This window comes from Trichococcus sp. (assembly GCF_049684335.1).
Lineage (GTDB): Bacteria > Bacillota > Bacilli > Lactobacillales > Aerococcaceae > Trichococcus.
Map to the genome: position 1 here is coordinate 252,509 of NZ_JBAVFV010000012.1, position 15,777 is coordinate 268,285.

General features: G+C 47.2%; 16 protein-coding genes and 1 riboswitch. Of the genes, 5 read left to right on the top strand and 11 right to left on the bottom strand.

Going from position 1 to position 15,777, the window contains the following annotated elements; all coding sequences use genetic code 11:
* Positions 1-41: 41 nt before the first annotated feature.
* Positions 42-677 (bottom strand): hypothetical protein, encoded by a 636-nt coding sequence (locus tag WBM30_RS03265; protein WP_424899350.1) that lies wholly within the window; start codon positions 675-677, stop codon positions 42-44.
* A 6-nt stretch (positions 678-683) separates the two neighbouring features.
* Entirely contained in the window at positions 684-980 is a 297-nt protein-coding gene (locus WBM30_RS03270) for a hypothetical protein (protein WP_424899351.1), read from the bottom strand.
* 79 nt (positions 981-1,059) lie between these two features.
* A riboswitch (SAM riboswitch) is annotated at positions 1,060-1,171 on the bottom strand.
* A gap of 223 nt (positions 1,172-1,394) precedes the next feature.
* On the opposite strand from WBM30_RS03270, the gene WBM30_RS03275 reads away from it, so the two are divergent.
* Positions 1,395-1,631 carry a hypothetical protein gene (locus tag WBM30_RS03275; RefSeq protein ID WP_424899352.1) on the top strand — a complete coding sequence of 79 codons (237 nt, stop codon included), beginning with the start codon at positions 1,395-1,397 and terminating at the stop codon, positions 1,629-1,631.
* A gap of 289 nt (positions 1,632-1,920) precedes the next feature.
* Here WBM30_RS03275 and WBM30_RS03280 read toward each other — a convergent pair whose 3' ends face one another.
* From WBM30_RS03280 to ade, 3 genes are read right to left on the bottom strand one after another with little or no spacing between them, the layout of a single operon-like run.
* Positions 1,921-2,553 (bottom strand): DUF47 domain-containing protein, encoded by a 633-nt coding sequence (locus WBM30_RS03280; RefSeq protein ID WP_424899353.1) that lies wholly within the window; start codon positions 2,551-2,553, stop codon positions 1,921-1,923.
* A 12-nt stretch (positions 2,554-2,565) separates the two neighbouring features.
* Positions 2,566-3,615, bottom strand: coding sequence for an anion permease (locus WBM30_RS03285; RefSeq protein WP_424899354.1), 1,050 nt, complete (start codon positions 3,613-3,615; stop codon positions 2,566-2,568).
* 42 nt (positions 3,616-3,657) lie between these two features.
* On the bottom strand, positions 3,658-5,382 hold the full coding sequence (gene ade / locus WBM30_RS03290; RefSeq protein ID WP_424899355.1) for an adenine deaminase: 1,725 nt from the start codon (positions 5,380-5,382) through the stop codon (positions 3,658-3,660).
* A gap of 343 nt (positions 5,383-5,725) precedes the next feature.
* On the opposite strand from ade, the gene WBM30_RS03295 reads away from it, so the two are divergent.
* The 3 genes from WBM30_RS03295 (at position 5,726) to WBM30_RS03305 (ending at position 8,214) form a co-directional block, all read left to right on the top strand.
* A complete protein-coding gene (locus WBM30_RS03295; protein WP_424899356.1) occupies positions 5,726-6,571 on the top strand; it encodes a transporter substrate-binding domain-containing protein in 846 nt (281 codons plus the stop codon).
* Positions 6,572-6,803: 232 nt separating this feature from the next.
* On the top strand, positions 6,804-7,472 hold the full coding sequence (locus WBM30_RS03300; protein ID WP_108033240.1) for an amino acid ABC transporter permease: 669 nt from the start codon (positions 6,804-6,806) through the stop codon (positions 7,470-7,472).
* A gap of 4 nt (positions 7,473-7,476) precedes the next feature.
* A complete protein-coding gene (locus WBM30_RS03305) occupies positions 7,477-8,214 on the top strand; it encodes an amino acid ABC transporter ATP-binding protein (protein ID WP_424899357.1) in 738 nt (245 codons plus the stop codon).
* Between the two features lie 115 nt (positions 8,215-8,329).
* On the opposite strand, the gene WBM30_RS03310 is transcribed toward WBM30_RS03305, so the two are convergent.
* The 6 genes from WBM30_RS03310 to WBM30_RS03335 form a co-directional block, all read right to left on the bottom strand.
* A complete protein-coding gene (locus WBM30_RS03310) occupies positions 8,330-8,605 on the bottom strand; it encodes a nucleotide modification associated domain-containing protein (RefSeq protein WP_424899358.1) in 276 nt (91 codons plus the stop codon).
* 109 nt (positions 8,606-8,714) lie between these two features.
* Positions 8,715-9,116 (bottom strand): ester cyclase, encoded by a 402-nt coding sequence (locus WBM30_RS03315; protein ID WP_424899359.1) that lies wholly within the window; start codon positions 9,114-9,116, stop codon positions 8,715-8,717.
* Positions 9,117-9,151: 35 nt separating this feature from the next.
* A complete protein-coding gene (locus WBM30_RS03320; RefSeq protein WP_424899360.1) occupies positions 9,152-10,075 on the bottom strand; it encodes a cation diffusion facilitator family transporter in 924 nt (307 codons plus the stop codon).
* Between the two features lie 160 nt (positions 10,076-10,235).
* Positions 10,236-13,007 (bottom strand): YfhO family protein, encoded by a 2,772-nt coding sequence (locus WBM30_RS03325; RefSeq protein ID WP_424899361.1) that lies wholly within the window; start codon positions 13,005-13,007, stop codon positions 10,236-10,238.
* Between the two features lie 6 nt (positions 13,008-13,013).
* A complete protein-coding gene (locus WBM30_RS03330; protein WP_424899362.1) occupies positions 13,014-13,430 on the bottom strand; it encodes a GtrA family protein in 417 nt (138 codons plus the stop codon).
* A 6-nt stretch (positions 13,431-13,436) separates the two neighbouring features.
* Positions 13,437-14,423 carry a glycosyltransferase family 2 protein gene (locus tag WBM30_RS03335; RefSeq protein ID WP_424899363.1) on the bottom strand — a complete coding sequence of 329 codons (987 nt, stop codon included), beginning with the start codon at positions 14,421-14,423 and terminating at the stop codon, positions 13,437-13,439.
* Between the two features lie 369 nt (positions 14,424-14,792).
* Here WBM30_RS03335 and WBM30_RS03340 point away from each other — a divergent pair, with 369 nt between their 5' ends.
* Positions 14,793-15,743 carry a hypothetical protein gene (locus WBM30_RS03340; protein WP_424899364.1) on the top strand — a complete coding sequence of 317 codons (951 nt, stop codon included), beginning with the start codon at positions 14,793-14,795 and terminating at the stop codon, positions 15,741-15,743.
* The last annotated feature ends 34 nt before the right edge of the window (positions 15,744-15,777 follow it).

Here is a 15,777-nt window from a genome sequence, read left to right on the forward strand (position 1 = left end):
ATCAAAAATATGTCGTTCCTTGAATCTCATTCTGAACATGATTAGCATTTTTTCTTACTGATCAGCTTATACCTGAATCCATTCACTTTGAAATCTGTTCCGGACTGTACTTTGTTTACTTCTTGGAAAAGAACGGAATCTTTGCTGATCTGGTGCTTATCTAAGTTGCTGTTCGGTGATTGAACAACTCTGTAACTGTATGTTTCTTTGTCCTCATAGTCATACACAGAAATCTTCCAGTCCAGCCATTCTGATTTTTTGGGAGGCTCTTTGCTCTTTTGAGGCGCTGCTTCTTTCGGTGATTTCCCATTTTTCTTTTTGTTATTGTTCTTCTTTTTTGATGCACCTATCCAGTTTCTTTCGACAAAGGATAGGTTACTTTGGGAGGCATACTCGCTTTCAAGATGAAAGTGTTTGCAATATTTCCAATAGTTATAGCCGATCTCTGGAACAAAGACAGGCTGCTTCTTGCAGGATCGATCACTCCGGTCATAAAATGCGCAGGTACCGCAAGAAACTCTCTCTGAATGACCAATTTTTTCGATATTAGGAAAATGGGCGTATTTAGCCGGTGCCCCGCGAGAAATATGATTCATCCGTTTATCTCCTCCACACAAAAAATTATAAGTTGCTGGATATGCCGAAAGACCTTCCCGGAATATCCCCGGTTGATCCATCTAAACTTAATCCTCCAACAGCGCCAGTGTTCTTGTCATGTTTTCCAAAGCAATCTTCTCGTTCTGAAGCTGTCCCTGCAACTTTCCGATGGTGCGTTCAAGCTGCTGCACTTCCAACATTTTTTCGATTATGTCACTCTGGAACTGTTCCTTACCGAGCTGTCTTACATCCTCCAGTTGTTGTTTTTGCTGCTTGTACTGATGATACAGCATGGCCTCGGTTTGGCTTTTTGGGCCTCCTGCCGCTTCCATTCTTTCGCAGCTTCTTTCACAGCTCTCAAATTGTTCTTTTGTCATTGTCATCTTGTTTCCCTCCAAATTGTTTTTTCGAAAACAAAAAACCCTTCTTATAACAAGAAGAGTCGGGAATGTCGCTTTGCTCTTCTTATCTCTCAGATTGCTCTGCAGGATTTAGCACCGTGCCCTTGCGTTCGCGCGTGGGTCGGTTGCTGAGATGTCATCGGGCCAGTCCCTCAATCTCTCTTGATATAGAAGTTATTTAATTTTCAAATATATTATGTCATACACTTGCGCAAAATTCAACTAATTACTGATTCATTTATTTTTTCATCTACATCCGTTCTACACACTTCCTTAGTATACTGAAGAAGGATTGAGCGATTCCGTTACGATAATCGTTTCTTTTGTCCGATCCACCACTCGAAAACAGTCTCATAAACTATAGCCAGTTTATAAATAGAAAGGAAGAACTTACCCATGAAGAAAAAATATTTGATGATTGGCCTGATTTCTTTTACTGCATTGACCACATTCGCTGTTGCAACTCCTGTAGAAGCAGCAATGATGGATACTACGACATTTGAAAATCATGGTCAGTATGTACGTAGCCATGCCACTCATCTGCGACATCACGCGGAAGACGACCATCAGATGAACGGCGTCAGTATGCATGCCAGAGACAAGGATGAAAATTTATCTTGTTCCGCTGAATAAATGACTTCGCTCTTTCGGTTCAGGAATTTCATTTAGGCACTGAAATAACCCATCAAAACGTTGTTTAGCAGGGGAAATCAATTCAGATTACAGTCAGATAAACCGCCAAAATCATCCTGGCAGGGAAAAACGCCCGCCGAGAACACGAGGTCGCCCGCAAAAACCAATTTTGAGGGCGATCCCGTAGCAAAATCAAGCATTCATAGCACAAATAAGGGGCTGTCCAAAGCGGGACAGCCCCTTATTACCATTTTACGACCGTAAGAGCAACCGTCAAAACCACTACCGCCTATGCATATTTCAACGCTATCTCTTCCACAAATTTGGTCACGTCCTTGAAGGCGTCGCAGCAATCCTCCAGCGATTTATAGATTTTGCTCAGGATGACGATGCTGACCGCATCCACATCGCTCTGATAGAGATCGCGCATGGATTGAATATACAACAGATCGCCTTCCTTCTCACAGGCATTGATGCGATCGATGACTGCGTGAATCTCTTTTTGCGATTTTTTGTAGGTTTTCAATAATCTCACCGCATCGAGCAGTTCCTCGGCTGATTTTCCGATCAGATACAGGAATTGATTGATTTCCGGGGTGATTTTCTGCGGTTGATAGATCTCAATGTGGATCATGACATCCTCAATCATGTCGATGGTATGGTCCAAACTGGTTACTAGCGCAATCACATCCTGCCTATCGAAAGGCGGCAACAGATCGTTGTACATATAGCGCATAAGCCTATATTTCGCGAGGTCGGCATTATGTTCGATCTCATGCATCTCGTCCAACTTTTGGCTAAGGTCAGCGACCGGATATTCCGCCAAAACCTGCTTCAGGAATTCCGCCGATTGGACGCCCCATTCGGCAAGCTTGATGAACTCATCGAAATAATCCAACTTTTCCGTCTTCTTTTTGAACATAATCGGCTCCCCCTAGAATATCCGAATGAACAGCTTTGCCATCAAATAACCGACAAGGCCGCACCCCGGAAATGTCAACACCCACGTATAAACCATTTCCTTGACCGTCAGCCAGTTTACGCTCGACAGATGCCTGCCCGCGCCCACTCCCATGATGGCAGTTGTCTTGGTGTGGGTCGTGCTCACCGGCAGTCCAAAGAGGGAAGCCGCCAAGAGGCTCAAGGCACCGGCAAAATCAGCGCTGAAGCCTTGATAGGTCTCTAGCTTCACCATATTGACCCCTACCGTCTTGATGATTTTACCGCCGCCGATTGCCGTTCCCAAAGCCATGACTGTGGAACACAGCAGCATCAACCAGACAGGGATAATGAAATCGGTCGCGGCATTTCCTTGCGACAAGGCAATGCCCAGCAGAAAAATCCCGATGAACTTCTGGCCGTCCTGGGCCCCATGCATAAAGGCCATCGCCGCCGCACCGGCTATTTGGCTGTTGCGGAAGAAGGTTGTCGTGCTTTGCCGTTCTATATTTTTGAACAGAACGCCGACCAGTTTCACGACAAGGAAACCCAAAGACAGACCCATAACGGTGGAAAGCAGCAAGCCATACAGCACCTTGATCCATTCTGCCCCATTGATTCCACTGATGCCGCCCTGCAGCGCTATCGCAGCTCCCGACACCCCGGCAATCAAAGCATGACTTTCACTTGTCGGGATGCCAAAATACCAAGCGGCAGTGGCCCATACCACAATCGCAAAGAGCGCCGCACACAGCGCTACGACCGCATCATCCGTATTCCCACCAAAATCAACCATCTTCGCCATCGTCTGAGCAACCTTCGCATTGACTGCGGTCATCGCAAAGACACCTAAAAAATTGAATACCGCCGCCATCAGGATGGCATTGCGCGGAGTCATGCTTCGTGTCGAAACGCAGGTGGCGATGGCGTTCGGCGCGTCCGTCCACCCGTTCACCAAAACCACGCCCAGAGTCAAGGCCACCGTTACCGCAATAGCCGGGCTCGTCAGCAGCAACTGAATGAATTCACTGAATGAAATCGCCATAAAGAACTACCGCCTTTCCGGACTGCACTGAAGTAAATGACCTTACATCGGAATACCGACTTCGATATGCTGGAAGGAATCCACATCAAACAAGCCTTTATCCGTCAATTTCAGCCGCGGAATGACCGGAAGGCATAGGAATGACAGGATCATAAAGATATTCTGCCCTTCCTCCGCCAGCGTAGCCAACTGTTCATGCAGCTGATGCAATTCCTCGATCACTTCTTCATACGGTTTTTCCGACATGATGCCGCCGACCCGTAACGGGACCGAGGCCAGCACTTTGCCGCCATCCACGATGACGAGCCCGCCTTGCATCCGTTCCGCTTCTTCGATCGCTAGCAGCATATCTTCATCATTCGTACCGGCAACGACCAGATTATGCGAATCATGGGCTACAGTCGAGGCGATGGCGCCCCGTTTCAGACCGAGTCCGCTGACGATGCCAGCACCGATGCTGCCGGTTTGGTGATGCCGTTCGCACACCACCATCTTCACTTGATCATTTTCTGGATCCGCAACAAAGAAGCCGTCTTCCGTCTTCACATCCGCTGCGATTTTCTCCGTAATGATCCGGCCCGGCACAACTCCGATGACCCAAGCTTTCTGGTCTTTCTGAAGCGGGATCTGCAAATCGTCTTTAGTCACTTTCTTCAAATGAAGCGAGGATCGGACGGCCTGTGGGACAGTTGCGCGGACGTTTCTTAAAGCCCCCAGATCCAGCAAACGTCCGTCTTTGATGATCGTTTTCGGTTGCAAGGTTTCCAAGCTGTCCGTGATCAGGATATCCGCCAGATATCCAGGTGCGATGGCGCCTTTGTCCTCGATTCCGTGGCACACTGCATTATTGAGAGTAGCCATCTGGATGGCGATGAGCGGGTCCAACCCCTTTTGGATGGCCAGTTTCGCGGCATAATTGACGGTTCCTTCTTCGGCCAGTTCGTCCAGATGCTTGTCATCCGTACAGAATGAAAAACGGCGGCTGTTCCTTTCGTTGATGGCCGGCAACAGCGCCAGCAAATCTTTCGCAGCTGATCCTTCCCGCACCAACACATGGATGCCCCGACGTACCCGCGCTATCGCTTCTTCCGCAGTCACCGCTTCATGATCGTTGCGGATGCCGGCTGTGCTATAGACATTCAGCGCAGCATCCGGTAAACCGGCCGCGTGTCCATCTACCATCATTCCCGCTTCGGTCGTCATATGGATCTTCTCAAGCATATCCGGATTTGCATTCAAAACGGATGGATAATCCATCACTTCTGCCAAGCCAATGACGGTCGGATGGTTCAAATAAGGCCGGAGATCATCTGCGGTCAGCGTTGCGCCGTTCTGCTCGAAGGGTGTTGCCGGCACACACGAAGGTAGCTTCATTAGGATATCCATGTCGGCGTTGGCGGCGTCCTCCAACATGAAGTCGATGCCGACTTTTCCTGCGACGTTCGCGATTTCATGCGGATCGGTCACAACGGTCGTCACGCCGTGTTTGATGAGGGCACGCGAAAATTCCGATGGCGTGACCATCGTCGATTCAATGTGGATATGCCCGTCGATAAAGCCCGGCATGACATATTTGCCTGAAGCATCCACTACCTGCTTTCCGTTTGGGTAGGTACCGATGCCGACGATATGCCCATCTTTGATTGCAACGTCCGCTTCAAAGGTCTCCAGCGAGAACACATCCACCACTGTTCCGTTCTGGATGATCAGGTCCGCTTCCTCCGGTTGCTGTGCTGCCTGGATCAATCTTTTCAATGCATCTGTCATACAAATTCCCCCTGGTTCCATTCGCTCTCTTGGTCAGCGAATCTCTCGTTGTTTCCTATATTATACACGATTCACATGTGGACCGATAAGCTTCTTAATCATCGCGTAATTTTCATCATCCATAAACCCTGCGTGATCGATTTTACCTATCAACCTTGTTCGATTATAACTGTTTGCTTCTTACATGCACCGGTGATAAGATTTCCTCATGCCTTCGAGCGACAAAAAGTAAGAAAGGTGTCGGTTCGTAGGCTTTCATCACCAGCATCAACCGCGTGGGGGAGTTTTTTCCGGTCGAAGGACCGACAACATATCAAAAAAAACTAAAACAGGAGTGAATATAATGAAGAAACTATTATCAAAAATCTTATTCGTGGGTACAGCAGGCTTGGCTTTGGCGGCTTGCGGTGCAACAACAACTGACTCAAGTTCGGACAGTGCCTCTACAGCATCCAGTACCGTCACAGAAGGAAATGTCTTAAAAACGATTGAAGAAAACAAACAATTGCGTATCGGTGTGGAAGGTACTTATCCGCCATTCAGCTACCATGATACGGAAACAGGCGACTTGGTCGGTTTCGAAGTAGAAATCGCGGAAGTCATCGCTGAGGATTTGGGCGTGGAACCTGTCTTCGTAGAAACGAAATGGGACTCTCTGATTGCTGGACTGGACGTCAATAAATACGACATCGTCATCAACAACGTCGGCGTTACCGAAGAACGACAAGCTGTTTATGACTTTACCGATGCTTATTTCGAGTCTTATGGCCAATTAGCGGTCAACGAAGACTCTGACATCCAAACTTTGGAAGACTACAGCGGCAAAAAATCAGCTCAATCCACTACAAGTAATTACGCACAAAACGCACGCGACCTAGGTGCTGAAATCGTTCCTGTTGATGGCTTCAATCAAGCAGTTGAATTGATAACTTCAGGCCGTGCTGACGGAACGATTAATGACTACATCACTTTCTTGACTTACTTTGAGGAATATCCAGACTCCACTTTGAGACTGATTGATGAAAAACTGCCAACAAATGACAAAGTCGGCATCATCCTGCAAAAAGAAAACACAGAATTCCAGACTAAACTGAACGAAATCATCGCAGCACGCACTGAAGACGGCACTTTCAAAGCAATCTTCGAAAAATACCTAGGTGAAGACATCAGCGTCGGAGCCAACGACTAAGAGAAGCTGAACGGGCTCGTTCGGTTCCATATTTACGAAATCGTACCGATTGCGCTCTAAGGGGCGCAATCGGTACGATTTATCTAATTTATGGATGGTTAACCCTTGAAGCTAGCCATCATTGTTGGATGCATGGTACAATTTGGTATCTCGTGAACCACTTGCGGTGATGCTCTTTTGAGCGTTGAATAGTTTTTTTATTTTTAATATAAAAAGGAACGGTGAGTAAATTTTGCAACATACATTATCCATAATCGAAAACGCCCTATGGCCAATTCTGGAAGCAGGATTTACCGTCACCATCCCCTTGGCGCTGATTTCCTTTGCCTTGTCACTGGTCCTGGCGGTGCTTACCGCAGTCATGCGGATTTCGAAAAGCAGGTTGCTGAAGGGACTGGCTTGGTTCTACGTTTGGGTATTCCGCGGCACCCCGCTTTTGATCCAATTATTCATCGTCTTCTTCGGTTTGCCGAAGCTGAACATCACCTTGGATGCGTGGACCGCCGCTATTCTGACTTTTGCCCTGAACAGCGGCGCCTATTCAGCCGAATCCATCCGCGGCGCAATCCTGTCCATTCCGAGAGGGCAATGGGAAGCGGCCGACTCTTTGGGAATGACGCACGGACAGGTCCTGAAAAGGATCATCTTCCCGCAGACCATCCGGATCGCCTTGCCGGCCGTCATGAATGACTTCATTTCATTAGTGAAATCGACTTCGCTGGCATCCAGCATCACGATCATCGAAATGACGATGGTCGGGCAGCAGTTTGCTTCCGTTACCTATGAACCGCTGATTCTGTATATGGAAGTGGCTGTGATCTACCTCCTTATCAGTACAGTATTGACTTGGATCCAAGGCAAATTGGAAATCAGAACTTCCAAATATCTGAAAAAGGCGTGACGACATGATCGAAATCAAAAATATCCAAAAATCCTACGGTGACTTTCATGCCCTTAAGGACATCTCGTTGACGTTCAGAACCGGTGAAACGACGGTCATTGTAGGCCCATCCGGTTCGGGCAAGTCCACCCTGCTCCGCACGTTGAACCTGTTGGAAGTACCCGAAAGCGGCATCCTGAAGAACGGCAGTCTCGAGGTCGATTTCAGCTCCAAAATATCGAAAGAAACGATGATGGCCATCCGCAAAGAAACGGCGATGGTGTTCCAGAGCTTCAACCTCTTCCCTCATCTGTCAGTATTGGAAAATGTCATCGAAGGCCCTCTAACAGTCCTGAAACTTTCTAAAACGGAAGCGACGGCCAGAGCGAAAAATTTGCTGACCAAAGTGGGGTTGGCTGACAAACTGGATCATTATCCGGATCAACTTTCTGGTGGCCAGCAGCAACGCGTAGCAATCGCGCGCGCCTTGGCCATGGAGCCGGATTTCGTCCTGTTCGATGAACCGACTTCTGCCCTCGATCCCGAATTGGAAGCAGAAGTGCTGCGCGTGCTGAAGGAACTCGCTTCCGAGAAGCTGTCCATGATCATCGTGACGCACAACCTTGACTTCGCAAGGGAAGCCGCTGACCGCATGCTCTTCCTGGAAGACGGCAAAGTCGGCTTCGACGGTCCAACAAAGGACTTCTTCGAAAGCACAACCGAGCCACGGATCGCCCGCTTCATCAATAGCATAACCATATAAAAATATAGACGAGACCAAAGCATCCCATAGCTTTGATTTCGTCTATATTTTTTTGTTGTGGACGCAGACAAAACAAAGCAGCTAGTCTGTTATTTGTGAAATCCCCTTACTCTTATCATGCCTTGTTCTCGATTTCGATGATGGTCATGATTGCGTAATTCGCCAAATCCATCAGCGTGTCTGTAATACTCTCGTCTTTAACTTCGGCTTCCTGCTTGATCAGTTGTTTGAACCGGTGCAGTTTATCATCCAAGCGGATAGCCGGCATCGTCAGCCCATACTCTTGGAAGCTGTCGCCAAAACTATCCCCATAATCTTTATTTTTTGCCGCGTACAGCTGATTCAGCCTCTCGCATATTTCCCTGTGCTGCTCGACTTTCGTCATATCCATCACCGCTTTCCTTCTTATTTAACTTGCTCAAACAGTGAGCATGAACCCAATCTCACTACAATACTCATAAAACCGTACTTTTATTCATTTTCAGCATTTCTCCCGAGTGTCAGTGGACTGCGTCTATCTGCTGCATCCAGCTCAGGCGATCCGGCGAGTTCCACCATTCCACAATTTTCCCATCGGTTATCCTTGCCATCCCGATTACGGGCACAACTACTGATTTCCCGCTGGCCGGGATGCCGTTGAACTCCCCAGTATGCATAGCCCTCACAACCCCACGGAACGCCACCTTGTCGTCTTCGGCTATCATATCTTCCAACGTGATCTGGCTTTCTGAGAAGCTGGCATAATAGTTGGTTTGAAACTTCTGGAATTCTTGCAGATTCATTGTTGGTGATGCACCGATGTGAGCCGTAAAATTTGGAACACAAAATTCAACAATCGTTCTGCCTTCTTTGTTCGATTTCATAAGGAAATCACGAATAAGTGCTTTATTCTCCTCCAACATCAGAAAGACATCCTTTCCATTGATTCTGTTCTTGCTTATTCCTTATCGAGTACCCTGCCCGCATCCTCGCAACAATTATATTCGAACTGAATCGTCAAGTGGGTCACACCAAAGCGCACTTTCAATACTTGTTCCAGCTTCTCATAAACGTCGGACAGTTCACTGACCAAAATATCATTTTGCAGATTTACGTGGGCTTCGAAAAAGAGCGTGTGCTCATCCAATGCCCAAATGTGGACGTGATGGATGTCCTTTATCGCATCCAGCTTTTCGAGTTCCTCCGCTATTTCATCGATGTCCACCGTTTTCGGTGTTCCTTGCATCAGGATGTTTGCCGACTCTTTCAATATTTCATAGCTTTCCTTGAGGATATATATACCAATCAGCACCGTCAATAAGGGATCGATCCAATAAGCATCGAAATAATAGATTACAACACCGCCGACCATTACTCCGACTGAGGAAAGGGCGTCGCTCAGAAAATGCAGGTATACCGCCCGCATATTCAAGTCATCTCCTGAACTCTTATGCAGCAGGTATACGGCCACTGCATTCAGGACGATCCCGATTGCGGCGATTACGATGACCAACAGTGCGTTTATTTTTTCAGGATGAATGAATTTAAAATAAGCTTCCCTAAAAAGGAAAAGGGACATGATGATCAGTAAGGTAGCATTGATGACCGCGGCTATGATGGTGGCTCTTCTGTAGCCAAAAGTGTTTTTCTTATCGTGTTCTTTTTCTGCCATCTTGACGGCAAACCAACTGATGACGATGGACAATACGTCATTAAGATTGTGGAGTGCATCGGAAAGCAGCGACAAGCTTCCTGAAACCCAGCCGCCCAAACCCTCGGCAATTGTCAGCATCATCTTCAGAACCATTGTTATGAGCAAATTTTTTCCTTTTACGCCGTCCAGACCGTCCGGATGGCTAGGTGCATGGGTATGTTCTGTCATCTCTCAACACTCCTATTGTGGGCAGCCTATTGCGTGCAACAAGCAATCATCTATGCCTTCATCATACTCCAAATTTCATGAAATGAAAAAATCCACGGACCGCTTTTCCTCATAAAAAGAGGGACTCCCATTTTATTGGGAATCCCTCTTCATTTTTACATTATATGCTTTCGCTCTCCTGCTGGAGTAAAGATGATTGTCTTTCCTTGTTCCAAAAGCGTTTATTACAGAACAGTAGGAAAAGTCCGGAAAGGGAAAGTACCGCTCCAATTTTCATTAACGGCGTTTGGTATGTCAGCGTAATGTCCGATTCACCCGCAGACAGAGGAATGCCGATGAATCCGTAGTTCACCTTCACCGTTCCGACCTCTTTGCCATTGACTTCCGCTTTCCAGCCGGAAGTATACGGGATGGACGTCGTGAGTATGCTCGGATTGGCCTGGATGATTGTTCCGTTTATTTTTTCATCCGTAAATGTCTCGATAGCCAAGGCATTCGCCTGTTTTTCTGATACGCGTGCGGCGTACTGTCCATCAAGCGGATACGCATAGATTTTGATGTCGTCAATCTTGTATGTGCCTGCAGCATTCAACTGTAGGCTGAGGGAATCCGATTCAATCGTCTCCCCTTGGCTTCCTATATTGAACAGCATATCCTCACGGTGGAAATAGGAACTGAAGCTCAAAAGATCGCTTTGGTCGCCCGCTTTGGTCCGATGCGTAAAGGACATCCGTGCGCTATAGCCGATCGGCGTCCAGCCGTATTCGGTTTGGGGATTCGGGTCGAAATGCAGACCTTCTAAATGGACATACACCTCCGCGTTTGCCAATTCTTGCGGATTGCTTAGCAGCAACTTGATTTTCCCTTCACCATCGTTGACCGTGATCGTATCTCCGGAAACCTGCACTTTTTCCGGATCAGATGAGACCACTGAAAAAGCCACAGCCTTGACAGCCAGTTCCCCTTCAAATGGCGATAATGCCGTCGTATCAATCTCTGACGGTTCCAAGACGATCCCATAGGACAGGAAGGCTTCTTTTTCCACCGGATTGTATTTTTCGAATTCTTCCGTTGAAAGGTAAGACGACTCCGCATAGGCAAAGGGATAGGCCTGATCGCTCTGCGCAACAACGAAAGCCCCTTCGCCGTCTCCGGTCTGTTGAACCACTTCATAGCCGTCAGGCAGATACTTGGCATGCTTGGCTTCTGTCAAAATATATTTCACATCCAACAGGTTATTGGCGATGCGGCGATCATCGAATCCGCCCCGGACGGGTTGGATCAATTGGAATTGGTTGTTTTCCAGTTGCTTCGCGAAATCAGCAACCGCTCCGTTTGTGACGGAAAGATAGGAATTCATCCCCATCCGGTTCAGCAAAGCCATCTGATTTTTGACGTTATTATCTTTGGAGGTCACGCCTATCCGATAGATTCCCGGATCTTTGATCAGCTGCTCAGCGCCACCAAAGGTCTCTTTATACGTTTCATCAACTGTGCCGTAATCCAAGATAGTTGCGACCTCATTTTCACCATTAGGCTGATAATAATCACGCGCATTGAAGACCAAATTCGCCATTACCAATGCCAACAGCGCAACAGAAATGGCGGTTTTGGCATTGCTGCCCATCCGGCCGGAGCGGTTTCGCCAGTATGCCCAGACCAATAACAGCCACATCGACCAAGCGAAGATAACCGGTGCAATATAGGTAAACCGAAACGGAGTCGCCTCTCCGGAAGCGGCAATCACTAGCGGAACCGAACTGAAACCAACTGCCGAAAACCCCATCGCGTTCAATTCAGAACGTGTCAGGTTAAACCGTTCGTTGAATACTATTGCCGACCCAGCCGAAATAAAGAGCGGGATGGCGAAAGTCCAACGGTTATAGGGACCCGAAAAACCGTTCATGATGGAACCGAAAGCCGGCAGCAGCAGGATGACGGCAAACACCGACAGATTCGCCGCGATGTAGCCGAATTTCTTGCGCCACAGAAATAGCAGAGGGGCCAACAGAACCGTACAGGCGGCGAAGCCAAAGACCGTCCATAAAAACTGTTTTGTGACCAATAGGTTTGTAAATAAACTCCAATAATATTCGAGAGGATAAAACTTCAGACCGGCGGCAAATTCCCCCGGTTCTCTGGAAGAATGCAAAAATCCCCAGACAACTGGAGCCAAAAGGACCCCTGCCATCAGCACACCGATCAAGTAGGAATAAAAGGCTCGCCAAGCATACCCGAAGAGGCTTCTCCATTCCTTGATGCCATTCAGATCGAAATAACGGGTGAGCGCAAAAATAAAGACCAGCACCGTCAGCATATAAAAGAAATAAAAATTGCTGAAGGCACCGAAGAAAACGGCCAAAATAAAGGCGGTGTTCGATCCCCCTCGCAGAATCCGCTCCATCCCCAGGCACAACAAGGGGAAAACGATCATCGGCAGGAGAAAGAAAGGATGTCTGATCACGTTCAAAATCACGTAAAAAGTGAAGGTGTAGAGGATGCTTCCGACCAAAGCGCCCGGATTTTTTATTTTCATTTGCCAACAGAAAGCCAAGAAAGCCAAACCAACCACGTACACACGCACCAGAATCAACACATGGTAAGCCAATTCCGTCATTCCTGCCGGAAACAGCAGGCCGAGATAGACGAACGGATCCCCGATCACATAATAACCGTAGGAGGCGATGACATCCGCCCCCAAGCCGATGTTCCAATCCCAAAAAGGGAATCCTGCCGTTGGATGGCTTAAGAATCCCCGCCACATGCTCAAGTAATCCTTAAAAACGAGATAATGCTGTGAAAAACCGTCACCTTCCCAAATGAACGACTTCTGCTCCCTCACAAAGTACCCATAGATGAGGGCCGTCATCACTAAAAATAAACCTGTATAGTAGATTGCTGTTTTTTTTGTCACATCGTTCTCTTCAAACATGCCTGCTCATCCCCTCTGCTTAAAAATGAACCATTTGCTGAAGGCGTAGTTCAATACGACCACAATGAACTGTGTCGCTAGCTTGGCCGCGTTGGCATCAAAATGGATCCCGTCAACCAAAATCCACATGCTGAGCATGTCGAAAACGGCCGAGAGTAAGCGGAAGGTGCAAAATCGGAAGAATTCGGATAAGCTTTCCTTAAACGTAGGGGTTTTCGTCTTAAAAACATATTTTTTATTCGTTAAAAAAGCAAAGATAATGGAAACGACGATAGAAATCGCATTAGCAACCAAATAATTCATGCCCAATGTCGTATCGCACAAGAAGAACACAGCGATATTGACTGCTGTCGTGAGTCCTCCAAAAATCAAATATCTGATGACCTCTTCAAATTTTCCATATAAATTTTTCAACTTCTCCATGCCGCCTTAATCACCTCTTCCGTTCGGGATTCCCGGCCTTTTTTCAGGCTCATTTTCCATGTGATTGGACTCGGAATATTCCTGAATGAAATACAGCGGACGCTCTTTCGTTTCGATAAAGACCCTTCCCAGGTATTCCCCGATGATCCCCAACGAAATAAGCTGAATGCCTCCCAGAAAAAAGATTCCGGCAAACAGGGAAGGATACCCGGCTACATTTGCGCCAAAAATCAAAGTTTTTATCACTTCAATCGCCAAAACAAGGAATCCGAAAAGAGAGATGATGATGCCGACGATAGACCAAACTTTTAAGGGCACAGTGCTGTAGGAAGTGATACCGTCGATCGCAAGCTTAAGCAAACTGGAAAACTTCCATTTGGTTTCGCCGGCAACCCTAGGCTGGGCCACATAAGATATTTCTTTCTTCTTGAAGCCGATCCAACTGTACAATCCTTTCGTATAGCGCTCCCGTTCCCTCAGTTGCTTAAGGGCATTGATGCATTTTTTGTCCAACAAACGGTAATCGCCCACCTGAGGATAGACATCCTGTTGGGATACTTTTTGAAGCAAATGGTAATACTTCCGGGAAGTCCATTTCTTTAGCCAACGCTCTCCTTCTCGTTCCTTCCTTACGGCATAGACATCATCATAGCCTTCTTCCCACCAATGGATCATCTCTTCAAAAAGTTCCGGAGGCTGTTGCAGATCAGCGTCGATGATGATGACCGCATCGCCTTTGGTGTAGTCGAGGCCCGCAATCATGGCCGCCTCCTTGCCGAAATTACGCGATAGATCCACATATTGGACCCTGTCATCTTTCCCCTTCAGCTGTTTAACGAGCTCAAGCGTGCAATCCTGGCTGCCGTCATTGACAAACAGGAATTCGAAGGTATGTCGATCCAAGTTTGCGCAGACTTCATTCAATCTTTCGTACATTTTCTCAATAACGGCCTCCTCATTGTAGGCAGGAACCAATATCGTTATTATTCCCATTATTTTTCTCATCCATTCCATATATTATCAAATTCAATTCTCATTATACTACAAACCGTCAAACCTCATATCGCAAGTTCAGCATATTCCATTAGGAATCGTTTGCTTGTTTGCAATGATTTTGTATCTAAATCCGGCACCCATTCATTCTTTCAGGGACTGTTTTGCTGCCGATATAAAAATGTCCGCTCTCAAAAACCAATACTACCGTGTTGATTAACAAAAAGAAATATGCAAAAATATGGAAAGAGAGCCGCAAACGATAATAAACCAACGTTGACCACATTAGCTTCAGATGGCTATCCATCTGACTGCAGGAGGAAATCACATGAAAAAAAATTTTTTTTAATTCTTTTAGCCATCAGCATAATGTTAGGCATCAGCGTTCTTCCCAGACAGGCTGCCAGTTCGTCACGGTTCCTGTCGGTCCCTACACCTTATGATGACGGCACAAATTGGAAAGGCAAAACCCATCAGGCGACCCACCCATCCATTGTCCAATTCGACGAGAAATGGCACGGTTATAACTATTGGATGGCATTCACGCCTTATCCTTATGAAAATGATCAGACCGAAAACCCTTGCATCGTCGCCAGCAATGATGGGATTCATTGGCAAGTACCTGCCGGCGTCAGCAACCCCTTGGTGCCGACACCAAAAAAAGGGCTGCATTCTTATAACTCAGATGTGCACTTGTTCTACAACCGCTCCACATCAAGGCTGGAACTGTGGTACCGCGAGTTGGCAAAAATGACGAAAGATTCTTCCCAGGAGATGCTCTATCGCATCACCTCTTCGGATGGCAAAGACTGGACCGATCCGGAAGCTATGACGGCGGCGATGGGCGACAAGCTGCAATTGATTTCTCCTTCCATCGTTTTTGAGGATGGCGTCTACAAGATATGGCTCATGCGCGATTGGTATGTCCTTTACAGCGAGAGCGCGGACGGCAAGAACTGGGGCCCTTTCAGCGCAATTACTGCAAATGGCAAGGCTGTTCATTCCTGGCATCCAGACGTCATGAAAATCGATGGGGTTTACTATTTGTTGAACCTCAATCGGAAAAATCGTGAAGATGTAGGCGGTGAACTTAGCTACAGCACATCCGCTGACGGCATCCACTTCACTGCAGAAAAGCACCTGTTGTCTAACACCGGTAAAAAAACGGATCCTGATGGTTACAGAATCTATCGTTCCAGTATGATCCTCGAACCGGACGGTGTTCAATTGTATTATGGCCAGACTTCATTCGACAATCAATGGACCATCGGCAGCGCCACCGGACGCAGCTTGGAGGCTTTGGCGGAACACAAAAAATGATTCTCCCAAAATTTCCACCTATCATACCTTAATG